This window comes from Ruegeria sp. CE6 (assembly GCF_056537485.1).
Window position 1 is genome coordinate 1,514,859 of the sequence record NZ_JBQFRR010000001.1, and the last position, 23,749, is coordinate 1,538,607.

Annotated in this window: 22 protein-coding genes; 8 read left to right on the forward strand and 14 right to left on the reverse strand. The window is 56.0% G+C overall.

Going from position 1 to position 23,749, the window contains the following annotated elements; genetic code table 11:
• Nucleotides 1-87: 87 nt before the first annotated feature.
• A complete protein-coding gene (locus tag ACR0DK_RS07275) occupies nucleotides 88-1,062 on the reverse strand; it encodes a LysR family transcriptional regulator (RefSeq protein ID WP_170394403.1) in 975 nt (324 codons plus the stop codon).
• A 176-nt stretch (nucleotides 1,063-1,238) separates the two neighbouring features.
• On the opposite strand from ACR0DK_RS07275, the gene ACR0DK_RS07280 reads away from it, so the two are divergent.
• The 3 genes from ACR0DK_RS07280 (at nucleotide 1,239) to ACR0DK_RS07290 (ending at nucleotide 4,377) form a co-directional block, all read left to right on the forward strand.
• Nucleotides 1,239-2,234: a taurine ABC transporter substrate-binding protein gene (locus ACR0DK_RS07280; RefSeq protein WP_170394406.1), complete on the forward strand. Its 996-nt coding sequence runs from the start codon at nucleotides 1,239-1,241 to the stop codon at nucleotides 2,232-2,234.
• A 74-nt stretch (nucleotides 2,235-2,308) separates the two neighbouring features.
• Nucleotides 2,309-3,115: a taurine ABC transporter ATP-binding protein gene (locus tag ACR0DK_RS07285; RefSeq protein WP_170394409.1), complete on the forward strand. Its 807-nt coding sequence runs from the start codon at nucleotides 2,309-2,311 to the stop codon at nucleotides 3,113-3,115.
• Nucleotides 3,112-4,377 carry an ABC transporter permease gene (locus tag ACR0DK_RS07290; protein WP_480735435.1) on the forward strand — a complete coding sequence of 422 codons (1,266 nt, stop codon included), beginning with the start codon at nucleotides 3,112-3,114 and terminating at the stop codon, nucleotides 4,375-4,377. The genes ACR0DK_RS07285 and ACR0DK_RS07290 overlap by 4 nt, the downstream gene beginning before the upstream one ends.
• Nucleotides 4,378-4,512: 135 nt before the next feature.
• On the opposite strand, the gene ACR0DK_RS07295 is transcribed toward ACR0DK_RS07290, so the two are convergent.
• From ACR0DK_RS07295 to ACR0DK_RS07350, 12 genes are all read right to left on the reverse strand, one after another.
• The gene (locus ACR0DK_RS07295; RefSeq protein ID WP_480735438.1) at nucleotides 4,513-5,439 is read right to left on the reverse strand and encodes a carbohydrate kinase family protein; all 927 of its coding nucleotides are present in this window, start codon (nucleotides 5,437-5,439) and stop codon (nucleotides 4,513-4,515) included.
• A 39-nt stretch (nucleotides 5,440-5,478) separates the two neighbouring features.
• On the reverse strand, nucleotides 5,479-7,323 hold the full coding sequence (locus ACR0DK_RS07300; RefSeq protein ID WP_480735440.1) for a family 1 glycosylhydrolase: 1,845 nt from the start codon (nucleotides 7,321-7,323) through the stop codon (nucleotides 5,479-5,481).
• A gap of 67 nt (nucleotides 7,324-7,390) precedes the next feature.
• Entirely contained in the window at nucleotides 7,391-9,304 is a 1,914-nt protein-coding gene (locus tag ACR0DK_RS07305; protein WP_480735442.1) for a beta-galactosidase, read from the reverse strand.
• Nucleotides 9,301-10,161: an SMP-30/gluconolactonase/LRE family protein gene (locus ACR0DK_RS07310; RefSeq protein WP_480735444.1), complete on the reverse strand. Its 861-nt coding sequence runs from the start codon at nucleotides 10,159-10,161 to the stop codon at nucleotides 9,301-9,303. Before ACR0DK_RS07310 ends, ACR0DK_RS07305 begins: the two co-directional genes overlap by 4 nt.
• Nucleotides 10,158-10,763, reverse strand: a complete 606-nt coding sequence (locus ACR0DK_RS07315; RefSeq protein WP_480568625.1) for a 2-dehydro-3-deoxy-6-phosphogalactonate aldolase — start codon at nucleotides 10,761-10,763, stop codon at nucleotides 10,158-10,160. Before ACR0DK_RS07315 ends, ACR0DK_RS07310 begins: the two co-directional genes overlap by 4 nt.
• The gene (locus tag ACR0DK_RS07320) at nucleotides 10,760-11,653 is read right to left on the reverse strand and encodes a 2-dehydro-3-deoxygalactonokinase (protein ID WP_480735446.1); all 894 of its coding nucleotides are present in this window, start codon (nucleotides 11,651-11,653) and stop codon (nucleotides 10,760-10,762) included. Before ACR0DK_RS07320 ends, ACR0DK_RS07315 begins: the two co-directional genes overlap by 4 nt.
• Nucleotides 11,654-11,657: 4 nt before the next feature.
• Nucleotides 11,658-12,425, reverse strand: a complete 768-nt coding sequence (locus ACR0DK_RS07325) for an SDR family NAD(P)-dependent oxidoreductase (RefSeq protein WP_170625528.1) — start codon at nucleotides 12,423-12,425, stop codon at nucleotides 11,658-11,660.
• The gene (locus tag ACR0DK_RS07330) at nucleotides 12,425-14,134 is read right to left on the reverse strand and encodes an IlvD/Edd family dehydratase (RefSeq protein ID WP_480735448.1); all 1,710 of its coding nucleotides are present in this window, start codon (nucleotides 14,132-14,134) and stop codon (nucleotides 12,425-12,427) included. Before ACR0DK_RS07330 ends, ACR0DK_RS07325 begins: the two co-directional genes overlap by 1 nt.
• Nucleotides 14,135-14,188: 54 nt before the next feature.
• A complete protein-coding gene (gene melA, locus ACR0DK_RS07335) occupies nucleotides 14,189-15,529 on the reverse strand; it encodes an alpha-galactosidase (protein WP_480735450.1) in 1,341 nt (446 codons plus the stop codon).
• A gap of 22 nt (nucleotides 15,530-15,551) precedes the next feature.
• On the reverse strand, nucleotides 15,552-16,400 hold the full coding sequence (locus tag ACR0DK_RS07340; RefSeq protein ID WP_170394442.1) for a carbohydrate ABC transporter permease: 849 nt from the start codon (nucleotides 16,398-16,400) through the stop codon (nucleotides 15,552-15,554).
• Nucleotide 16,401: 1 nt separating this feature from the next.
• Nucleotides 16,402-17,328 carry a carbohydrate ABC transporter permease gene (locus ACR0DK_RS07345; protein ID WP_170394445.1) on the reverse strand — a complete coding sequence of 309 codons (927 nt, stop codon included), beginning with the start codon at nucleotides 17,326-17,328 and terminating at the stop codon, nucleotides 16,402-16,404.
• Nucleotides 17,329-17,422: 94 nt separating this feature from the next.
• Complete coding sequence (locus tag ACR0DK_RS07350) at nucleotides 17,423-18,682, reverse strand: ABC transporter substrate-binding protein (protein WP_170394448.1); 1,260 nt, start codon at nucleotides 18,680-18,682, stop codon at nucleotides 17,423-17,425.
• A gap of 140 nt (nucleotides 18,683-18,822) precedes the next feature.
• On the opposite strand from ACR0DK_RS07350, the gene ACR0DK_RS07355 reads away from it, so the two are divergent.
• The 3 genes from ACR0DK_RS07355 (at nucleotide 18,823) to ACR0DK_RS07365 (ending at nucleotide 21,758) form a co-directional block, all read left to right on the forward strand.
• Nucleotides 18,823-19,617, forward strand: coding sequence for an IclR family transcriptional regulator (locus ACR0DK_RS07355; protein WP_170394450.1), 795 nt, complete (start codon nucleotides 18,823-18,825; stop codon nucleotides 19,615-19,617).
• The gene (locus tag ACR0DK_RS07360) at nucleotides 19,614-20,672 is read left to right on the forward strand and encodes an ABC transporter ATP-binding protein (RefSeq protein ID WP_170407775.1); all 1,059 of its coding nucleotides are present in this window, start codon (nucleotides 19,614-19,616) and stop codon (nucleotides 20,670-20,672) included. The genes ACR0DK_RS07355 and ACR0DK_RS07360 overlap by 4 nt, the downstream gene beginning before the upstream one ends.
• Nucleotides 20,673-20,735: 63 nt before the next feature.
• Nucleotides 20,736-21,758, forward strand: coding sequence for a trans-3-hydroxy-L-proline dehydratase (locus ACR0DK_RS07365; RefSeq protein ID WP_480735454.1), 1,023 nt, complete (start codon nucleotides 20,736-20,738; stop codon nucleotides 21,756-21,758).
• A 37-nt stretch (nucleotides 21,759-21,795) separates the two neighbouring features.
• On the opposite strand, the gene ACR0DK_RS07370 is transcribed toward ACR0DK_RS07365, so the two are convergent.
• Entirely contained in the window at nucleotides 21,796-22,377 is a 582-nt protein-coding gene (locus ACR0DK_RS07370) for a YceI family protein (protein ID WP_480735456.1), read from the reverse strand.
• 98 nt (nucleotides 22,378-22,475) lie between these two features.
• On the opposite strand from ACR0DK_RS07370, the gene ACR0DK_RS07375 reads away from it, so the two are divergent.
• Both ACR0DK_RS07375 and ACR0DK_RS07380 read left to right on the forward strand, forming a co-directional pair.
• A complete protein-coding gene (locus ACR0DK_RS07375) occupies nucleotides 22,476-23,000 on the forward strand; it encodes an RNA polymerase sigma factor (protein ID WP_480735458.1) in 525 nt (174 codons plus the stop codon).
• Nucleotides 22,997-23,734: an anti-sigma factor gene (locus ACR0DK_RS07380; RefSeq protein WP_480735459.1), complete on the forward strand. Its 738-nt coding sequence runs from the start codon at nucleotides 22,997-22,999 to the stop codon at nucleotides 23,732-23,734. The genes ACR0DK_RS07375 and ACR0DK_RS07380 overlap by 4 nt, the downstream gene beginning before the upstream one ends.
• Nucleotides 23,735-23,749 lie beyond the last annotated feature (15 nt).

Sequence of the window (23,749 nt, forward strand, 5' to 3'; positions counted from 1 at the left end):
GATGGGGCGCGTCGGTCAAGCGCACTGTACCCGGTTTCGAAAAAGCCGGAAAATAACTTCGATATTGCGCTCAGATTACCTGGTTGCTCATTCGGGGGGTGCGGGAATGGTTCGAAAGTCGTCATTCAACCACGGAAACCGCGAATTCATAGGCTCGGTCACATGACGACGGATCAGGTTTTGCAGTGTGTTGTGGATCAGTCGTGTGGTTGTCGACGGATAGATATTGGTCGTGAACAACGATACGGTACGCGCAAAGCTTTTGCCCGGGAAAGGTAATGCGCGTGTATCTTTGTGGAATCGTCGTGCGCGATAGTAGCTGGCAGCAGTCGTGATCGTCCAACCACTGCCCCCGGCGACAAGTCCGATAATTGACTGATTACATTCAAGTTCGAACCGGTTGGGCAGGTTGATCTTGCTACGGGTTAGCTGAATTTCGATGAGTCTGCCTATGGTGTGATCACGCGAATATCGTAAAAGCGGAAGCGGACTGTCTGATTTGGTCAGTTCCTCGACCGGTCCGTCATATGCGGGCGGAAGAATGACGATAAACGGATCTCGAAGTAGCGGGAATTCGATTAACCCCTCAAAGTGCTCAGGAGGTCGGGTCGCAACGCCTGCATCCAGCTTTTGAGACTGCAGTTTGTCAAGAATCTCATGGCTGGGGCGGGTAAAGTGGCGAAAATTGCACCGCGGCAGGCTTGCAGAGAGATGACGGAACAGTTCTGGCGCGACCCGGCTGTCAAAATCGTCAATCAGGCCCAGACGCAAATCTGTTGCATGTTGCCAACTGCCCGAGCGAAGCTCGGCCTCGCCCCGTTTCAAGGCGATCAGGCCGTCATGCACATGTCGTGAGAACACCGTGCCTGCGGGTGTCAGACCCATGGGTCTGCGGCTGTGGTCCACCAAATCCACATCCAGCGCCTTTTCAAGACTGCGCAAATGATTGGAGACCGTACTGATTGACAAACCGGTTTCAGCTGACACCTTTTGGATTGAACCCAACTTGGAAATAAGTTGGAAGACCTCCAGCCACCTGAGACTGAGTGCTTTCTTTGTCATCGGATGCTCCCAAACCAGCGAACTATCAGTCAAAAGCGAAACAAAGTTTCGCTTTTTACGCAACCAGTATTTTGATTTACTAATTCAACGCGTAAGGACTATGGTTTTTCTACTGTTCCAGAGTTCGGACGTTTCAAGAGCCGACAAGTGGAACCAGCAGGGAGAAAATAGTCAAAATGATCAAGAAATATCTGCTCACAACAGCATATGCCGGGATTGCGGCCGTTACCGCTTCACAAGCCGCCGCGCTTGATGAACTGACGGTTGCATATTTCCTCGAATGGCCGATGCCGTTCCAGTATGCGAAAGCAAACGGAACCTACGAAGAAGAACTGGGCGTCAAGATCAACTGGGTGTCTTTCGACACCGGTACCGCCATGTCAGCTGCGATGGCCTCGGGTGATGTACAGATCGCGGTCAGCCAAGGGGTACCACCGTTTGTGGTAACCACTTCGGCCGGTCAGGACATCCAGATCGTCGATGTGGCAGTTAGCTATTCAGACAACGACAACTGCGTTGTCGCCGAAGCGCTTGAAATCGACAAGGGCAATGCGGGTGAACTGAACGGCAAAAAGGTCGGTGTTCCGATCGGTACAGCTGCGCATTACGGTTTCCTGTCGCAAATGTCTCACTTTGGTGTCGACATCGGTTCAATGGAAATTGTTGACATGGCTCCGGCCGATGGCGCCGCGGCGTTTGCCCAGGGCAACCTCGACATGGTTTGCGGCTGGGGTGGCGCGCTTCGTCGTATGACCGAGCATGGCAACATTCTGCTGACCGGTGCTGAAAAAGAAGAGATCGGTATCCTGGTGTTCGACGTCACTAGCGCTCCGGCAAGCTTCATCGAAGAAGAGCCCGAGCTTCTGTCGAAGTTCCTTAAGGTTACCGCAGATGCCAACGCCAAGTGGAACGCAGGCGACAGCAAAGATGAAATGCTGCCGGTGATTGCCAAGGATGCTGGTATGGATCCTGCAGACGCTGAAGCCACAATCGCGACTTTCACCTTCCCGTCAGTTGAAGACCAGCTGTCCGAGAAGTGGCTGGGTGGTGGCGCGCAAGACTTCATGCAGGGTGTTGCAAACGTGTTCGTGTCGGCAGGCAGCATCGAATCCGCTCTGGATTCGTATGATGGTGCCGTTAATGCAGGCCCGCTGACAGCTGCGAATAACTAATCACGCAGGACATTTCATGCGACCGGCCCCGGTTTCGGGCCGGTCGACAGCTATGAAAGCAGGAAGGAGGCAGGATGCCTGAACTGGACATCGTAGAATTGTCCATGCGCTTTGACTTACCCAACGGCTCCTCAGTACAGGCCCTACAAGATGTTTCACTCAGCCTTAAAGAGGGTGAGCTGATGTCTGTCCTTGGCCCGTCGGGCTGTGGTAAAACGACGTTGCTAAACATCGTTGCAGGATTTCTGGCGCCGACATCTGGCAAGATTGAACTGAACGGCCATCTGGTCAAAGGCCCTGATGCTGAACGAGGGATGGTGTTTCAGAAGGGCGCGTTGTTCGAATGGATGAACGTGCGGGAAAATGTCGAGTTTGGCCCGCGCATGAAAGGCATGCCCAAAGCCGAGCGTGACCAGATTTCCGACCATCTGCTTGAGGTCGTCGGGCTTCAGGATTTCAAAGACAAGGCGGTTTATGAACTATCGGGCGGGATGCAGCAGCGTGTTGCGTTGGCGCGGTGCCTGGCAAACGAGCCGGACGTCATCCTGATGGACGAACCGCTGGGTGCTTTGGATGCGCTGACCCGTGAGAAAATGCAGGGCCTTGTCCTGAAGCTTTGGAAAGAAACAGGCAAGACGATCATCCTGATTACCCACTCGGTCGAAGAGGCCTTGTTGCTGGGTGAGCGTCTGATTGTCATGGCCCCCAGACCGGGGCGCATTCACCGCGAATACAATCTGCCTTTTGCTGAACGCGGTGTGAATGCCGATCTGCGTGATGTGAAGAAATCCGAAGGTTTTGCGGAAAAGCGCGATGAGATCCTCTCGATGATCTGGGAGATGGAAGAAGAAATTATGGGTCGGACGGAGCAGGCATCATGATTGTACTTCTCTTCTATATCGGCCTGTTCGGTGGCGCGTTTTTTATCGTCTACGCGTTACGCCGCGGTTTGCAATCGCGTCAGGATTTCACAAGCTTGAAAACTGTGACTTTCGGCGACGAAAGTGCCGTACGAGCGGATAGGGCTGCATCGATAATCTCGGTTCTCGTGATCTTTGTAATCTGGGCGGCTTTCACCGGCTCGAAGTTGTTTCCGATCCATGTGCCGGGCCCATTTGTGGGTGATACGCAATTCACCTATACGCTCGAAAACGCGGATGGCAGCACGGATGAAGCCACGATTTTTGTTCGTGTTCCAGCCTTCGGTGAGGAAGCAGAAAAATTCGAGGTCGAGCCCGGCAGCGGATTTGCCAAAGACGATGCGGTTGCTGCTGCTGCGGGCCGCTCATCGACGATCCTGTTCGACAAGAACGATGATGCTAAACGTAATGAGGGTGCAAAGATCGTCGCGATCAACGACACACCTATAGGTGAAGGCCAAAAGGTTGATACAGGCGATGGTACCGTAACGCTGACCGGGAAAGGGGCGATCAGTTTCACCCCCAAACAGGGCTTGCAGATGAACCCCATCTGGCTTCCAGCCCCTGAAACCGTTGTGGCCCGGTTCTTTGAGATTGCGAATGAAGGCTACCAGAACTTCTCGCTTTGGGAGCATCTGGGCTGGTCGCTGTTGCGCGTGATTGCTGGGTTTATCGCAGGTGCGCTTGTGGGGATTCCGCTGGGTTATGCAATGGGCCTATCCGGTTGGTTCCGAGGCTGGTTCGATCCGATTGTCGAGTTCATGCGACCGGTGCCGCCACTTGCGCTGATCCCACTGGTGATCATCTGGTTCGGCATCTGGGAGACCGGCAAGATCGTTCTGCTGTTCCTTGCGGCCCTTTGGATCATGACCATCGCCGCGCGGGCTGGTGTGTCCGGTGTGAACATCTCGAAAATCCACGCAGCGTATTCTCTGGGGGCGTCGAAATGGCAGATCATGCGCCATGTGATCGTGCCCAACTCGCTGCCCGAGATTTTCACCGGTGCACGTGTGGCTATGGGTGTCTGTTGGGGAACTGTTGTTGCGGCTGAACTGGTTGCCGCACAAAAGGGTGCCGGCATGATGATCATCGCCGCATCCAAATTCCAGCTGACCGACATTGTCATCATGGGGATCGTCCTTATCGGGGTGATCGGATATGGAATCGATATCCTGATGCGCAAGGCCGAGAACTGGCTGGTGCCATGGAAAGGCCGCAGCTGATCGGTCTTTCCGATACTGTGGTAACAAAGCGGCCCCCGAGCAATCTCGGGGGCCTTTTGTTTCAGCTGCGATTAAGAACGCGGCGTTGGACCTTGCTGCTGTCTTAGCTTGAACACCGCATCGGTCTGTATACCTTCAGAGCTCCTGTGCCCAAGGCGGGTTTGCCCCCGCTCGGGATACGGTGACGGCAGCGACCTTTGCACCGTATTCAAGCGCGTCGCGAAGACTGCTTGTGGGCAAAGTGCGCAAGGCGGGCTTGTTGAGATGACCGGTTTGGCTTAGCGCAGCCAGCACACCTGCGTTGAACGTATCGCCAGCACCAACAGTATCCACGACCTTAACTTTCTGGACGGGTACGGATACGTCCGTTCCATCAGAAAGATAGCCTGTCGCGCCATCCCCCCCTTTGGTCACGATTGCAATCGCTGGTCCTGCACGAAGCAGCAGGGGAATTTTCTCGGCATGGCTTTCGGGTCCCGGTATAATCCAATCAAGGTCTTCATCGGAAACTTTGATGATGTCGGTCTTTGCGATCATACGGTTCAAGCGGGTCCGGTATCGCGTCTGATCCTTGATAAAGCTGGGTCGAATATTGGGATCCAACATCACTGCATGATCCGCGCCATGACGATCAAGTGTGGATGCATAAGCATCAGCGCATGGTTCGCAAGCCAGGCTGATCCCTCCGAAATACAGTGCGGAAACGCCCGGTAGTTGATCCGGCATGTCTTCGGGCCGCAGCATCCGGCCCGCCGTATTCTCATCGACAAAACTGTATGTGGCGTGCCCATCCCGCAACTGCACGAATGCAAGTGTCGTAGGACGGTCCGAGCGGATAACGTGCGAGGTCGCGACATGGCTGATCTGCAAGGCGGCGATCAACTGCTCTCCGAACATGTCGGTAGATAGCCCTGACAGCAGCCCCGTTTGTATGCCCAGACGACCCAGTGCAATCGCGGTGTTGAAGATTGCACCACCGGAATGTGGGACAAACCCTTTGCCGCCAGAAACCGTTGGTTCGGCGATCATATCGATCAGAGCTTCTCCACAGCACAGGATCATTCTGCTATCCCTCGGCCTGCTTGAAAATGCGCGGCCAAATTACCGTGCCAAGGCATTCTTACAGAAATTGTTAGCGCCAACAATGCCAAACTCATCCTGTTCTGACACATACAGGTTCATCGATTGCCGCAATTCATCGAACCGACCTCCTGCGTTGAAGGCACGCAGAAAATCCTGACCAAACAGCCAGCGGTTCTTTTCGGCCACCCCGCCAACAAGAAACACACCTCCGGAGGGGATAAGAGCAACAGCAAGATCGCCCATTATGGCGCCCAGATGCTCGGTGAACATTCGAGCCGCCTTAACAGCGCAGGCATCCGAGCCGTCCTGAGCATCCTGCAGAATGTCTTTTGCCGAACGTATCATGCCGTTGGGCTGACCTTCGGCCATTCCGATCGCCTGATAGAGAACCGGTAGGCCAGTTCCGCTCAGGAACATCTCGGCCTCGATGGTGAGCGTATCGTCAAAAAAGCACTCGGGTATGATCTTGCGCGCTGCGCGGAAAACCTCGACCTCGTCAAGATGGCGCGGGGACAATCCAACATGGCCGCCCTCGCCGGAAACGGTGTGAAAATGTCCTTCGGAGTAGAGCAGGGCGCCCACGCCCAGCCCGGTTCCCGGCCCGACAACTAGCCGTGTCCCCAGTGGTGGAGCGGGTGAGCCCTGCAATACCTCAACATCATTCTCGGTAATCTCGGCGACTGACCATGCGGCAGCCGTGAAATCATTGATGACATAGGTATGGTGCGCGCCGGTTGCTCGGGCCAGAGCGTCTTCGGAAAGATCAAGATTGGCATTGGTCAGGCGAATGGTGCCGTTCTGGACCGGCCCCGCCCCGGCAGCAACGACCGCGCGCGGTCTTGTTCCGACCTCGTCGCACAAGCTGTGTAATGCGTCTTGCAGGTCGCTTACGGAGCCGGTGGGGTGTTTGCGAAGATCGGTCAGCGCCCCCTCGGTTACGACGCCCAATCTTGTATTTGTGCCGCCGATATCAGCCACCAGATTCCAATGTGCGTGTAACCCTCCCTTGGGTCTAACCCATGAGGCCGGCTGGGCGTCACTTGTTTGGATTGTCTGCAACGCCTCGACGTCGGTCCCGGACTGAACGAAAATGCCGTGTACCAAGGTGTCGGATTCAAGCGCGTCATGTACGCGCGCCAGCGAATGCACCAAGTCATGACCCGCATCGGCGGCTACGGTCACGAATGAAGGCAGCGATTGCTCATGTGTTGTGCGCATGAGTATGTCTATGTCAGCGCCCTCTTTCACGACTACGCTGCACCAATCAATCGGCTCGGCGATGATGGAAAAATCATCCCGCCAATTTTCGGGAAAGTGGCAGGCCAATCGATCCAGCAAAGACTGCGGGTATTGCCCGTTGGTTATCGTATCAAGGATGAGCGGATCGACCTCTACACCCAGATTGGCCATCCCATAGCTCCGCATTTCCTGACGCGCCGCGCCCTGTGCAAGCAATTGATGGTGCAGGCTGCGGGCATTAGTGCGAGGGTCGCGTTCGATTCCGACGGACGGGTTCAAGGTAGAGATGTTGAATATCCGATCACCCATCCGAGCGACGACTGCCTCAGAAAACGCTGCAAAATAGTCGGCCATTACTCGATTGCGCCACCCGCCGATATCCTCCAGCGCTGGGGGGATATCGTTGTGATCCAGCACGATGCATGGCCGAATGCTGTGTGCCAAAAGCTGATCAATTCGCTGCTCGCTCTGATCCAATGCGCGTGCATCAGAAATGCGACCGTCTGGCATGATGTGCTGCCAACGGACTGTAAAGCGGTGCATGTCTAGCCCAGTTGCCGGTTCTGCAGGGGAAGCCGCACCAAACAGAAAGCCATTGGGAAAGTCAGAACGGGTATATTTCATTGTCGCAACCTGTTGGAGCCATGACCAGCGTCTCGCCATCTAACAGGTTATGTTAGCGGTATCTAGATTAACGTTTATATGAACCGCGCGTCCTGAACAGGACATCACATCCCTCGACCTGCTGGCCGTCCCATGTCACTGAATGCGCATTATAGTTGATCAGCACTTCGTGCGACTGCGTCTCGCGCCGCCGCAGCCCTTTGGGCATCGGATGGAGCGCCAGATCCGTTTTCTGGGCCGCCATGGCTATGACGCGATCCCAAAGGGCCTCATCGGGGAACCCCGCCAAATACCAAAGACCGGCACCGCCATGCAACGCCGCAGTGCCATCTACGAAAGAAAGCAATTTTTGGGCGGAGCCTGACAAGCGCTCAACCCAATGTTCCGCAGCACCACCCCCTTCGACAATACGGGTTGCGCCGGGTGGCAAAGTTTCGATCAGATCGACATGGCTGCTGAGGCCATCAAGACCTGGGCGCCCCGAATCAGGGATCTGAAAATCTTCGGTGATTGCCCCGCTGCGCGGTCCCAGAACGGCAAGATCACATCCTTGTAGTAGCCTTTGTTCAAGATCGCCTAGGGCAGCCAGGCCCGGTGCTAGGATCAGATTATAGTGCTCCTTGCCGACCTCGTTCTGAGGCACGAAATCCACCGACAACCCAGCGCGCCGCAACGCGCGGTAGGCAGAGAATACGAGCCGGAAATAATCGAACCCCGCGCCCTGAGGCTGCGTTGTCCAGGCCCAGTCAGATGCATAATCGAAGACGATCGCAACCTGCGCATGGATAGGCTGAACCGTGCCTATCGCGGCCAGATCATCGGCGGTCTGACGCGCCTCGGCCAAACCGGGTGCTTCGTCGCCATGCGGGGTAAGTAGACCGGCATGCATCTGTTCCTGCCCGAACGGTGCTTGCCGCCAGCGGAAATAGCTGACCACTTCGGCCCCATGGGCCACCGCCTCAAGCGACCAGAGACGCACCATGCCGGGCAGGGGTGCCGGGTTGTAGGGGGCCCAGTTCACTGGACCGGGTTGCTGTTCCATGATCCACCAACGGCCTCGACCGACGGCGCGGTATAGGTCGTGGTGAAAGGCCTGCATGTCCGGATCACCCTGCTGCAGAAATGCAGTCTTGTGCGGCTCGTCCACTTCCAACCTATCCGACAGGAAGCCAATCGGATAGCTGTCCCACGTCGCGATGTCCAAATCCCTGCCTACATCGAAATGATCGAATTCCAGCACACGCCCCATGTAATTGTGCAGCAATGGTTGATCCGTTAGCGGCCGCAGCGCATCGACCTGGGCCTTGTTGAACGCCACCACTTGATCCGAACTGAACCTGCGAAACGCCAAGACGTGTGCCGGGTTGGGCTCGGTTACGGGCTGGTTCGGCAGCTCGATCTGATCGAAGCTGTTATATTCCATCGACCAGAACACATTCCCCCAGGCATCGTTCAACGCGTCGATCGAGTTGTATCGGTTCGACAGCCAGCGGTGAAAAGCATACAGCGCCGCAGCACTATAGCTGAGCGTCGTATCGTGACAGCCATATTCGTTATCGATTTGCCAAGCAGCGATATACGGGTTGCGGCCATAGCGCCGACCCATGATCTTCGTGATCCGCTTGCATTCGTCGATATAGCCGGTGTGACTAAAGCAATAATGTCTGCGTGAGCCGAACTTGCGTAGATTGCAATCAGCATCCACAGCCAGCATGTCGGGATGCTTGTCCAGCATCCATCGCGGAGGTGTTGCCGTCGGGGTGCCCAGCACAATCTTCAGCCCTGCCGCACCCAAGGTTTCAATCGCGCGATCCAACCAGTCGAATTGCAGGTCTCCAGCAGTGGGTTCCATTCGGCTCCAGGCGAATTCGCCGATCCTGACCCATTTCAAGCCAATCTCGACCATGCGCGCGGCGTCCTGAGCCCAGTTTTCTTCGGGCCAGTGTTCAGGGTAATAGCAAACGCCAAGTTCCGGCTTCATAGTATAACTCTGTGTTCAGCTTGACCTTGCGCCACATCTGGCGCGGTGAGTGTCATGCCATTCGTCGGCGTTCTTACAAGAGTGTCCGCGTCCAGCCCTTGGCGGGCGGTGGTGCAGAACAGTGTAGTCAGGTCATCACCACCAAAACTCGGGCACGAAGTGTGTTTGGCATCGAAACCAACCGCTCTCAGGAATTGACCGCCGGGCGTATAGGCTGCAACCCGGCTGGCACCCCATTGGGCGATCCAGATGTTTCCGTCGTGATCAACCACGGCACCGTCCGGGTTCAGATCTTCGCTTTGCAGGTCAAGGAAGACCGCCGCTTTTCCTATGGGCCAGCCTGTCTGCGCGTCCAGTTCCCAACGCATGACCAGCTTGGTGGCGGTATCGCTGTAATAGGCGCAGGATCGGTCCGGCGCAAAGCAAATTGCATTTGAGATGGTGATATCTCGGACCAATGGCCGTAGCTCGCCATTCCAATAGCGATAGATCGAACCTGCGCCTACTTCTGCCTGTTTGCCCATGGTGCCAATCCAGAACCCGCCCCAAGGATCGGCGCGCCCATCATTGGATCGAGTCACCGGATTGTCGACCTCAAGCGGGGCGATCAAATCTTTGGCTCGACTCTCAAGCCCAAATCGCCACAGGCCGGTTTCCGACGCGATCAGCAAAGTGTCACGGTCTACCCATCCTGCGGCTGAGACATGTTCATCGAACGCCCAGCTATGCGCTTGTTCATTTTCTCGCGTCATCAATCGCTTGCCGATGATATCGAACCAGAAAAGCTGTTGCCGTTTAGGGTGCCACAATGGCCCCTCGCCCAATTCGCAGGGGCGGTCGTCATAGACCTGACTCATCCAACGGCCTCATCATAGGCAGCAACGATTTGCCGGGCACGGTTTGCTATATCTCCAACTGACATTCCGGGCTTATAGAGCGCAGATCCAATTCCGAAGCCGTCGGCGCTGGCCTCGATCCAGGCTCCAAAGTTCTCGGGGCCTGCACCGCCCACGGCAAAGACCTGAGCACCCGGCGGCAAAACAGGGCGCAGCGCAGCCAACCCTGCAAGACCGGCAAGCGAACCGGGGAAAAGTTTTAACCCTGTAGCCCCGGCCTGGAGCGCTGCGAAGGCCTCGGTCGGCGTGAACACACCTGGCCAGCTTTGCAGCCCAAGCGCGACAGAGCGTTGGATCACTGACACATCGCAATTTGGCGAAACGATCAGTTTGCCCCCGACATCGGCAACCGCGTCAACCTGATCGGGGGTCAATACAGTACCCGCCCCAATAAGCGCGCGGTCCCCGATTTCCGAGGCGAGAACTCGGATACTTTCCAGCGGATCGGGAGAATTCAACGGAACCTCAATCCGGTCTATGCCCGCTTCCAACAGGGCGTGACCGACGGGTATTGCCTCGTCAGGGGTCAGCCCACGCAGGATGGCAATGATGGGGCGGCTCATGCGGTTTGCCTCGTTAATGTTCGGGCCTGCGACAGACCCGCAAGTGTTGCGATTGTGGCGTCTGCGGTTTCGACCATGGCACCTTGTTGCTGCAGGGCGGTTGCGTAGGCCTTGGATAAGTTTTCCGAGCCGATGATCGCCAATTGCTGGCCCAGCCAATAGGGTCGCGATGCGGCAAGCTCGGCGCCAATCAGGAACCCTGAAAGACGGGCGCGTGCAACGCTCTTGTTTTGACCGTGCAGCAAATCAGCAGCCCGTAGCCCGAATAGGCGCGCTGCCAGCTGCTCGGGTTTCGACAGCATGTCGGCAACCGCTTCGGTAAAACTCACGTCGTCCCAGCCCTCGTCAATTGAATGCTGCAGAACGGATTGACCGCACAGCAGATCAAACATCTCACCGGTCATGAAGGTTCGGAAACTGACGACCTCACCAGCGCTGATCTGTGCCCATTTCGTATGCGTGCCGGGCAGGCAAATCACACCATCCCAATTTTGATGCGTGCTGAGGAACCCTGCGATCTGCGTCTCTTCGCCGCGCATCACATCGGGAGGGCTGGTCTGTTTCAGCCCAGGGACAACGAAGGCCCGAATGCGCGGATCGGTGTTTGGAACACGGAATGGTACGACCGGGATTGGTTCGGACGGAACAGCTGAATACGGGGCCTCGACCCAACCTTGCCGTGCCCCAACCATTCCGCAGGCGATCACATCTACCGGTTGCCCGGGCAGCCAATCTTCGATCAAAGCCAGCAAGGCTGCCTGAAAACCTCCGCCGGTTGTGCGGGACATACCATCTGACGACGCGGCCTGTGCCAAGACGCTATCACCTTGCATGGCCCATGCCCGCAGATGAGATGTTCCCCAGTCAACAGCGATCCACTCGACATTCATAGCATCACCCCGTTCCTACCACGCCGCCGTCAACCACCATGCACTGCCCGGTCATTGCACGGCTTGCGCTTGAAGCCAGAAACAGGGTTGGTGCGATCATGTCTTCGGGCGTCAGATGCTCTTTCAGGCTCTGGCGATCCATATGCGCAGCCAGATCTTCGGGTGTGGCCCACATGTCCAGCTGTTTCTGTGTCAGAACCCATCCCGGTGCCAGCGCGTTGACGCGAATTTTATGTGGCCCAAGTTCACGCGCCAACGAGCGTGTCATGCCGGTGATTGCCGCATTTGAACTTGTATAGATTGGATAACCTGCGTTCCCCATCAGGTAACTGATCGAACTGAAATTGATGATCGAACCGCCTTTGTCCTTCATCTGTCGCGCGGCTTCCTGACAGGCAAAATAATAGGCCTTTAGGTTGACTTCGATCATCCAGTCCCAGAACTCGGTTGTAGATTCTTCAAGTGAGTGCCGCTTGTCATTCGCGGCGTTGTTGACCAGCACTTTAATCGGGCCATGGGCTTCAGCTGCTTTGGCCATGGTGGCGTGCAACAGCTCGGTATCAGTCATGTCACCCTGCAGGAACAAGGGGGCGCGGCCATGCTTGTCACGCATCTGTTCGACAAATTCACCGGCATCTGACCGACCGATAAAGGCAACTTTAGCCCCTTGGGCCATGAACCCGTCAGTCAACGCTGCACCAACGCCCGAACCGCCGCCGGTGATATAAACAGAGGCTCCGTTGAGGTCTTGAAATGTAGCAGGTTGATCCATCAGTGGCTCTCTCTCGTCACTAGGCGCGTGTCTTTGCCCACAAGGAAATCAAGGTCCGCGCCGCGATCAGCCTGCAACACGTGGTCGATATAAAGCTTCGCATACCCGCGCGAGTAATGCGGATCGTCCGGTTGCCACAGGGCGCGGCGGGCGTCCAGTTCCTTTTCGTCGACCAGCAGCTGCAGCTCGCCCTTGCTGGCGGACACGCGAATACGGTCACCGGTTTTGACCAACGCCAACGTACCACCGGCCTGAGCCTCAGGGCTGACATGCAGGATAACTGTCCCGAATGCAGTACCAGACATACGCGCGTCCGAGATACGGATCATGTCGCGCACGCCGTCTTTTACCAGCTTGGCCGGAATTGGCATGTTCCCAACCTCAGGCATCCCGGGATAGCCCTTGGGACCACAACCTTTGAGAACCAGAATGGTCTCAGGTGTAACTGGTAGGTTGTCGCGGTCGATATTGGCTTTCAGATCTTCGATGCTCTCAAAAACGTATGCTTCGGCCTCGGTTTCCAGCAGTGCATCTGTGGCCGCCGAAGGCTTCACGATTGCCCCGTTGGGCGCAAGATTGCCGTGCAGAACCCGCAGGCCTGCGGCGGGTTTTACCGGATCGTCAAATGGGCGGATGACGTCTGTGTTGAAACACTCAGCCCCTTCACAGTGGGCTGAGATGTCCTTGTTCAGAACTGTTCTTGCCGGGCGCAGGAAAGGTTTGAGCTCGCTCAGAACCACTGGCACACCGCCTGCATAACAAAAATCCTCCATCAGGTATTTGCCAGAAGGCATGCAATTGACCAGCAGGGGGATTTCCGATCCGATTTCAAAGTCTTTCAACGTCAAGTCGACACCCACGCGACCTGCAAGTGCCAACAGGTGGACCACTGCGTTTGTCGATCCTCCGACGGCTGCATTGGCGAGGATGGCATTCTCAAACGCCTCCCTGGTCAGGATATCTGATGGCTTGAGGTCCTCGTCCACCATCTCGACAATGCGTTTGCCGGTCAGATGCGCCAGTGCCATGCGGCGGGCATCAACGGCGGGCAGTGCGGCGTTGGTGGGCAGAGACATGCCCATCGCCTCAACCAATGAGGCCATAGTACTAGCGGTGCCCATAGTCATGCACACACCCGCGCTACGCGACATGCCTGATTCAGCGTTCATGAAATCCTGAAGTGTCATTTCTCCGGCACGAACAGCCTCGGAAAACTTCCAGACATCTGTGCCCGAGCCGATATCCAGACCCCGGTATTTGCCGTTCAGCATCGGGCCAGAGCTAACCACGATGGACGGTAAATCGACCGAGGCTGCACCCATCAGCTGCCCCGGGGTGGTCTTGTCGCATCCACCCAGCAGGACAACGCCGTCGATACCATAGGCGCGGATCGATTCCTCGACATCCATCGCCAGCAGGTTGCGAAACAGCATGGCGGTGGGTTTCATCTGGGTCTCGCCCAGCGACATAACGGGGAATTCCACTGGAAAGCCGCCGGCCTCCCACACGCCCCGTTTCACGCCTTCGGCCAGATCACGAAGGCCCGAATTGCAGGGCGTCAGTTCCGACCATGTGTTGCAGATGCCGATGATGGGGCGCCCGTCAAAAGCGTGATCCGGAAAGCCCTGGTTTTTCATCCAGGACCGGTGAATGAACCCGTCCTTATCGAGTTTTCCATACCAATGCTGTGAACGGCGTTTCTTGGTCATTATTGGCTCTGTCTGTCTGGCGTTGGAATTGAGTGTTTTTAGAGAAGACGAAGATCAAGCTGCGCGGGCTGGACGGCACCAATCTGGCAGCCAATCGCCATGGGCAGAAAGCAGATCGGTGACGAGGCTGCGAATTTGGCGCAGATCCAGCTCGGCCGCAGTATGGGGATCCATCATTGCGGCGTGATAGATGTATTCGGGGTTTTCTTCGGTCAGCGCACGAACCGTTAGCTCTTGTACGTTGATCTGGGTCCGCATCAACGCGATCAGTTGTGGCGGGATATCCGTGACCACGGAAGGTTGGACGCCATTCGAGTCAACCAGACACGGCGTTTCAACCGCTGCACCTAGGGGTAGTTGCGGAATCTGACCCGTATTCGGCAGGTTGCCGTAAGCTGTGTACGGCGTGTCTGTCACGATTGCGTTCATAAGGTCGGCGGCGAATTCATGGCTTCGGGTTACTTCGATGTTCCGACCATCTGTCAGGGTCTTGGCCTGTTCCTTCCAACTGGCCACCTGCTCGACACAGCGGGTCGGGTATTCGTCCAGCGGTATGCTGAACTGTTCGATCAGGTCATTGCGACCGTCTTTGATGAACCAAGGAACGTATTCTGCAAAATGCTCGGAACTTTCGGTGCAGAAGTATCCAAGATGGTCCATCACTTCGTACCGGACTTTGTTTGGACAGCGCGGCATTAGCAGCGGAGGCTTGGGTAAATGCCCGGCGCGATAGCCCTGACGCAAAGCCGGATACAGATCGCGGCCTTCATGCTCGAGCTTGAGGAAGAACGCGACGTGATTGATACCGGCAACTTTGTAGCGAAAGTCCGCCTTGGGCAGGTCTAGATCATGCGCCAGTTCTTCGACCGTATTCTGGACAGAATGGCACAGGCCGACATGTTTCAGATTAGGGAAGCGCTCAGCCAGAGACCAGGTGTTGATGGCCATCGGATTCACGTATTGCAGCAGCGTTGCATTGGGGCACAACTGCATCATGTCCTGCGCGACGCCCCACAGAACGGGCACAGTGCGCAGGCCGCGCATAATGCCACCAACACCCAGCGTATCGGCGATAGTCTGACGCAGGCCATATTGTTTTGGGATTTCAAAATCTGTCACCGTGCAAGGCTCATACCCTCCAACCTGAAAGGCAGTGATCACGAAATCTGCGCCGTCCAGCGCCGCGCGACGATCCGTGTGGGTTGAGACGGTTGCACCCGTGCCGACTGAGCGGATCATGGCCTTGGCTACAGCTTCGCTTTCGGCCAAGCGCACCGGATCGATATCCATCAGCGCAAAGTGGCTGTCTGCAAGGGCAGGGGTGAGCAGGGCGTCGCCCACGATGTTCTGCATGAAGATCGTGGAACCTGCACCTACAAAGGTGATCTTGGTCATGAGGTAAACCTCTGGTTTGACGTTATTTTACGGCACCGAGGGTCAGGCCCGCGATGAAGTGTTTCTGCATCAGGAAGAACATGGCAACCGGCGGCAGGGCTGCCACTATAGAACCGGCACTCATCAACTGATAGGCAGCGCGAAATTGCGCGTTAAAGCTGGTGATCCCGGCTGTCACGGGCTGGCTTTCGGCCCCTTGGGTCAGAACAACAGCCCAGAAATAGTCGTTCCAGATGAAGGTGAAAATCAGGACACTGAGTGCGGCGATGGCCGGTTTCATCAGTGGTAGAACGACGTACCAGAAGATTCGCCATTCGCTAATGCCCTCGACCCGTGCGGCCTCGATCAGTTCGAATGGCAGGGCGCGGATGAAGTTGCGCATGAAGAGCGTGCAGAACCCGGTCTGGAAGGCGATGTGGAATAGCACAAGCCCTGTTTTGGTGTTGTAAAGGCCCAACTCCAGCGTGAGATCGCGCACAGGGACCATCAGGATCTGGAAGGGTACGAAATTGCCCGCCACAAACATGAAGAAGATCCAGAGGTTCGATTTGAATTTGTAGATCCCCAGCGCGAAGCCTGTCATGCAACTGAGCGCAACGGCCCCGATTACCGTTGGTACGGTGATCAGGAACGAGTTCATCAAGTAGCGTGGCATATCCGAATTGAAAAAGACCTGACCATAGTTGAACGCGCCCTCAAAACTGGACGGCATCCCCCAGTAATTCGCATTGGTGAAGTCTGCGGCAGGTTTGACCGAGAAAAGCGCGACCGCCAAAAGGGGCCCCAGCCATAGTAGCAGTGCCAGAGGCAACATCGCCTGATAGGTGATCTGCGCTGCGCGGGGTTGTTTTTCGATCGGTTTGGGAAACATCTCAGTGCCCCCTTTCTTCGCGGTACATCGACCACAGGAAGTAGGCGATGAAGCAGAGCATAATCAGGAACAGGATCACAGCGATAGCTGCGCCATATCCCATGCGGAAGCCGTATTCGGACAGCGCGACCTCGAACATGTAGTAGGCCAGCACGCGGGACGAACCAAAAGGACCGCCCTGTGTCATGATCGAGATCAGGTCAAAGCTGCGCAGCGCGCCGATGATTGTCACAACGAATGCGATGAAGGTTGCCGGGCGCAGCTGCGGCAGAATAATATGCCACAGCATTCGCCCACCTTTTGCGCCGTCCAGACGCCCGGCTTCGATCTGTTCGGGGTCGACGGCGTTCAGGCCGGTGAGGTAGAGGATCATGCAATAGGCCGTTTGTGGCCATAGACCTGCGAAGATGATGCCGTAGGTTACGAAGCGCTCATCCCCCAGCACGTTCAGTGGACCGAGGCCAAAGAGGCTTAGGAATTCATTTAGAAGGCCGAAGGTTGGGTCGTAGAACCATGTGAATACTAGCCCAACGACGACCTGAGAGATGACGAAGGGAAAGAAGAACAAAGACTTGTAGAGGCGGATGCCCCAGACCGTCTGGTTTAGGAACAGTGCAATAAACAAGCCTGCAGGGATTGCGGCCAGATACAGGATCAGCCAGATCAGGTTGTTCTTTAGCGAGATGTAGAAAGCGTCGCGGTCCACCCATTCCCAATACAGATCTTCATAGTTTCGAAAGCCGACATATTCAGCTGCACCTAAACCGTCCCATTCATAAAGAGACAGATTGAAAGACTGAAAGACCGGGATGATCACATAGACCATGAAGAACAACAGACCCGGAGCCAAAAACAGCCAGGGCGCGATGCGCTGTTGGTTTCTGTGGAACCAGCTTTCTTGCTCGGGGGCGTCAACGGCAGCGGTCATGGGCATCTCGGATCTGGTGGGTGAAGGCGGGCTGAAGCCCGCCCTACTATTGTGCAAGGTGTAGGCCGGGCTTCAGCCCGACCCTGGACAAGATTTAGTTGTCGTAGATGCGCTCGCGCGCACGTTCCAGCTTGGCCAGAATCTTGTCAGCGTTGTCCGGCTTGACCATGAATTCCTGGAAGCCTTCCATCGACACTTTTGCCATTTCCGCTGGTGCGTCGCGGTCCCAGAACTGTGCAACACCGCCGGGGCTGTTAGACGATAGCATGACAAAGCCCTGCTGCAGGAACTTGTCGTCGTCCACTGCAGATTGCGCGTTCACAGGCAACTGGCCGAGGTTTGCACCGTTGTTGATTTCGGTCTGTTCGTCCGCAGAGACTGCGAAACGCAGGAACTCACGCGCGGCTTCCTTGTTCGAGGCATTGGCCGGGATATGGAACGTATCGGTCGGCGCGTCTTCAGCCAGTTCAACATCAGGGTTGATGGCGACAAACTGATAGAAGTCCAACTGATCGTCGGTTAGGCCTGCTTCACGCAGCGGAGCCACTGCGAAGTTACCCATCAGATAGGCGGCGGCCTCACCGTTGACCATAAAGGGCAGGGCTTCTTGCCAGCTATAGGTCTGGTGGTTGTCAATGAATGCGCCCATGTCGATCAGCTGTTTCCAGTTGGCGAAGGTCTGCTTAACCCGGTCGTCTTCCCAGCTGATCTCGCCATTTGCGAGTTGATTGTGAAAGTCGAACCCGTTGGTGCGCATGTTCAGGTAGTCAAACCAGCCACCTGCTGTCCACAGGAACTTGGTGCCGATGGTATAACAGGCGCGGCCGGAATCGACGATCTTCTGGCAATTGGCCAGTTCTTCTTCCCAAGTGGTCGGCTCGGTCAGACCCAGCTCATCAAAGATGTCTTTGCGGTAATAAACGCCCCATTGATAGTAGGTGTACGGAACACCCCACTGTTTGCCATCAATGGTCATCGCACCTTTGGTCGAGGCCAGATTGTCGGCGATTTCAGGTTCAGCCCACAGGTCCGAGACGTCTTCGAACAGACCCGCTTCAACATAAGGCTTCATCCGGTTGGCTGCATACCAGGTGGCAACGTCTGGCGTGTCAGCCGTCAGGAAGTTGCGAATCTGGGTCTTGTAGGCCTCACGGTCGATCACGGTGGTTTCGATTTCCAGACCGGGATGTTCGGCCGCGAATCGCTCGATCATCGCTTCCATCGTCGCGCGCGGCGCCGGGTTGGACGTATCGAGGAAGATTCGCAGCTCGCCGGTCAGCTCTGCCGCGACGGGCGCAGCAAGTGCCACACTGGCAGCCAAAGCAGCCGCTGTGCGCTTGAACATGGAATGCATAGTTTCCTCCCTTAAGCTTCCATATTGGTCTCAAATATTGAAACCTTGTTTTATATATTGAAAACTACACATCGACTCGGCTACTCTTGTCAAGACCCTCGTGCCCAAAGCCGAGGGAAAGTGGAGGAGAACAGGCACCCGTGGCAGGTGACGGAACAATAGGAAAAGCATGTGACGTGCTGGAACAGGTCGCGGCCTTCGAACGCCCGGTGCGGTTCGGGGAATTGCTGGAACGCAGTGAATTTCCCAAGGCGACGCTATACCGTTTTCTGCAGTCGCTAACCAATCAGGGCATGCTGCACTACGAACCGGAACGGCAGACCTATTCGCCAGGTATGCGATTGGTGCGACTGGCACATTCGGCATGGACGCATAGCTCATTAGCTCCAATTGCGCGGCCTTTCCTGGACGCTCTCAGCGCCGAGACAGGGGAGACCGTGCACTTGGCGCAACTTGATTCCGGGCAGGTGCTTTATGTGGATAAGCGCAACGCGCAACGACCAATTGAGATGTATTCTGAGGCCGGCAAGGTCGGCCCGGCCTATTGCACAGGCGTTGGCAAAGCGATGATGGCCTATTTGGACGAGGCACAGTTGGAAAAGACGATCTCGCAACAAAGCTTTCATCGGTTCACTGACAAGACCTTGGCCTCGGAAAAGGCATTGCGGGCTGATCTCGTTAAGATCCGCAGCCGTGGTTACGCAGTTGATGATGAAGAGCATGAGCCCGGCATCATCTGCATTGCCTGCCCGATTCTGACTAACGGGGGCCGCATGTTGGGGGCCCTTTCGGTGACAGGATCGACTGGGCGAATGGATTTCGAGCAATTGCAATCTTGGGTGCCGCGCGTCCGGCGCGTCGCTGAACAGATCGGCACAGAAGCACAGGCGTGGCGGTTCCCCGAGGGCCAACAGAATAGGATGCAAGCAACATGACAGGTGTAACCCTGAAAGGCGCGATCAAACGGTATGGCCAGACGCAGGTCATTCACGGGATTGATCTGCAGATTGAAGATGGTGAGTTTTGCGTGTTCGTGGGCCCCTCGGGCTGCGGTAAGTCCACGCTGTTGAGGATGATCGCGGGTTTGGAAGAAACCTCGGACGGGGAAATCCATATCGGCGCACGTGAAGTCACGCATGTGGATCCTGCCAAACGCGGAGTGGCGATGGTTTTTCAAACCTATGCGCTCTATCCTCATATGACCGTGGCCGAGAACATGGGATTTGGTCTGCGGATGAACGGTGTTGCCAAGGCCGAGATCGATCAGAAGGTTCAGGAAGCGTCAAATATTCTGAAGCTCGACCAATATCTGAAACGCAAACCCAAAGCGTTGTCCGGCGGTCAGCGTCAGCGGGTCGCGATCGGGCGTGCCATTGTGCGCGGCCCCGAGGTGTTCCTGTTCGACGAACCGCTCTCGAATCTGGATGCAGAACTTCGCGTGGAAATGCGGGTTGAAATTGCGCGGCTTCATCAGGAAATCGGCGCGACGATGATCTATGTTACGCACGATCAGGTTGAGGCGATGACCATGGCCGACAAGATTGTGGTATTGCGCGACGGTCGGATTGAGCAAGTGGGAGCCCCTATGGACCTGTATCGCGACCCCGACAATAAGTTCGTGGCGGGTTTCATCGGGTCTCCTGCAATGAACTTCCTTGAGTGCGATGTCGTGGACGGCATGGTGCGGCACCCTGCACTTACTGATGATGTCCCGGTCACCGAGAGCGTTCCCAAAGGAGCGACGAAAGTAACATTGGGTATTCGCCCCGAGCATATTCAGGTGGATCGAAACGGTGACACCTGCACAGTTGATCTGACCGAAGCGCTCGGTGGTGTTTCATATTCTTATCTGCTGACGCCAAATGGCGATAAGCTGATTGTGGAAGAACGGGAAGACCAACGCAGTACGACCGGTGACCGCATCGGGCTTTCGGTTCGTCCTGAGCGTGCGATGCTGTTCGATCCCGAGACGGGTCAGCGGCTGCGATAGGGCTTGCCAGACCGGATCTGTTTTGCATGACTGCGCATTATCCATCGGCTTTTCGGAGGCTTTATGCGCAGTTCCAAAACCATCCATGTAATCTCGGCCCATGCTGAAGGCGAAGTGGGCGACGTTATCGTCGGTGGTGTCGCTCCGCCTCCGGGAGAGACGATATGGGACCAAAGGACCTTTATCGCTGAAGACCAGACATTGCGGGATTTCATGCTGAATGAACCTCGCGGCGGCGTCTTTCGCCATGTGAATCTTCTGGTTCCACCAAAAAAACCCGAGGCGGATGCAGCGTTCATCATCATGGAACCAGAAGACACGCCACCGATGTCAGGCTCCAACTCGATTTGTGTCTCAACGGTTCTGTTGGACAGTGGCATTCTTCCGATGCACGAGCCTGAAACCCATCTGACATTGGAAGCCCCAGGAGGGTTGATCCGCGTCCGCGCCGAATGCCGAAATGGCAAGGCCGAACGTATCTTTGTGCATAATGTGCCAAGTTTCGTCGACAAGCTGGATGCCCGGATCGAGGTTGAGGGCATCGGGACGTTGCGCGTGGATACCGCGTTTGGTGGCGACAGTTTTGCAATTGTCGATGCCGCCGATCTGGGTTTCGAGCTTACCCCTGATGAAGGGGCTGATCTTGCAAGGACTGGCGCGCGTATCACCGATGCCGCCAATGAGCAGCTTGGCTTCGATCACCCTACTAAAGACTGGAGCCACATTTCGTTCTGCCAGATTGCAGGCCCGCTCGATCGTCAGGGCGATATTCTCATCGGACGTAATACTGTCGCCATCAAACCGGGTAAGCTGGATCGTTCACCTTGTGGCACCGGTGCTTCAGCCCGGATGGCGGTTTTGCTGGCCAAGGGAGAAATGACGATGACCGATCGCTACCACGCGCGTTCAGTCATCAACAGTGAATTTCGCTGCCGTATCGTAGAGCGGCATGATCTGAACGGCCGCGTGGCGATCACCCCGGAAATCTCGGGGCGAGGCTGGATTACGGGTACGCACCAGCACATGCTGGACCCCGATGACCCATGGCCTGGCGGCTATCGCCTAAGCGACACTTGGGGGGCATAAGCCGGGGCCAAATTCGACCCCGTACTTTTCTTAGGTTTCAGCCTTCGAGGCTGAACATCAATCGTGCGGTCACCGGTACGGTGCGGGTGATGCTGGGTAGTTGTGCCAACTCCATCAGCTTGTCTACGCCTGCCGAAACGCCCGCATCCTCGGTGCTGATGAACACCATGTCGTTGGTTGAAACCATGACGGTATCTTCGGCCACACGCAGGACAAATATATCGGTGTAGAATTCCACCTCGGTCCCCGCCAGAGCCAGCTTCGCATCCACCTCAATCGTGTTACTGGCCCCCACATCCAGCTTCGACACTTGGTCCATATCAATATTCGCGCTCAATGTCGCGGTCGCGGCCTTGCGAAACACATACTCGATCATCCTTTCGTTACGGATGTCGATATTCGTTTCGACCGACGACAGACCGATATCGATATTAACCTTGCCATCTTCGCTGACATGACCCGAAAGGTTGGTGAAAGAATTGACCTCTCCAACATCATCGATCTTGACCGTTCCATAAGCCAGATGAGACACATCCGGGTTTAGTGTCCAATCTGCAGCCAGACTCGGGCCTGCAATAATAGCCGACGCAATCGTGATTGTTTTGAACAGAAGTTTCATTTCTTTCCTCCAGCATCTATGACAGTTCTGACCAAGCGGGCCCGGTCCCATGTCAAAGCAAACACACACAGGTCGCGTTTTATTCGATGAGTGTTGAGATGAGCACTGAACAAGCCGTGCGCGGCGCAATCCAGACCCACTCGAAACGGGTCTGGCGGTTTGGGCTGGCTTTGTCGGGTGCGTCGGACGTTGCGGATGATCTGTTGCAGGCGACGGCATTGCGTGCGTTGGAGAAACACCACCAGGTCACCTCGTATGAACGGCTGGACAGTTGGCTGATGACGATCTGCCGTTCAATATGGCTGAACGAGATACGGGCGCGATCCGTAAGAAAGGCGCAGGCGCTTTCAGTCACGCCCGAGGCGGAATTAGTCGCGACAGGGCCTGATTCAGAAACGAATATTTTCGCCGCTCAGGTGTTTACTCAAGTGATGCAGCTGCCAGAGGCGCAACGTGAAACGGTGATGCTTGTGTTTGTCGAAGGCTACAGCTACCGCGAAGCTGCGGATATGCTGAACGTACCCATCGGCACAATCATGAGCCGGCTTTCCAATGCCCGGCAGAAACTGAAAACCGTTATGCAGCACGATGCGGCTGACACCGTGCAACGGAGTGGCAAATGAAGTTTTCCGACGAAACACTTCTGGCCTATCTGGAAGGCAGCCTCGATGAGGCCGAAGCCCGCGCCATCGAAGACGCGGTGGCCGAGGATTCTGCACTCGAACACCGTCTCATGGCGCTCGACCCATTTGCCCAGGTTGTGCAGCAGGCTTTTGAAGGCATTCCAACTGAGGCGCCTTCGATCGATCTGCCCATTCCGAGCGCTCAACAATCCAATGCCGGACCGCTCCGTTTGCTGGCGGTCGCAGCCTCAGTTGCTGTTATTGCTGCGTCTGCAACATTCTGGGCCACGCGACCACAGGCATTGGGCTGGGCGGAGCAGGCTGCGATCTATCAATCGCTTTATTCACCGGACACGATTGCCGATCTGGACAATTCTCAGCAAACGCTGGACGCGCAGTTTGTTCAGGCCGAGGCTCAGTTGGGTCGTTCACTGAACCGGGACGTGTTGGAAAATCTGCCGGGCCTTGATCTGAAACGTGCTCAGGTACTGTCGTTCAAAGGTAAACCTTTGGTGCAGGTGGTCTTTGCTGACGCCCAGGGTAATCCGGTGGCTTTTTGTGTGATCCGGCAAGGCGCGGGAGCACCGGTCAAGGATGTGAATCTTGCGGTGCTCAGTGGTCTTGCAACAGCGACATGGGCGAATGATGGCTACGGCTATATGCTGTTGGGTGGCGATGCGCAAACTGACCTGAGTGGAGAACTAAATGTTTTGACCGAGGCGTTTTCAGGCTGAGCGACAAGAATTCGC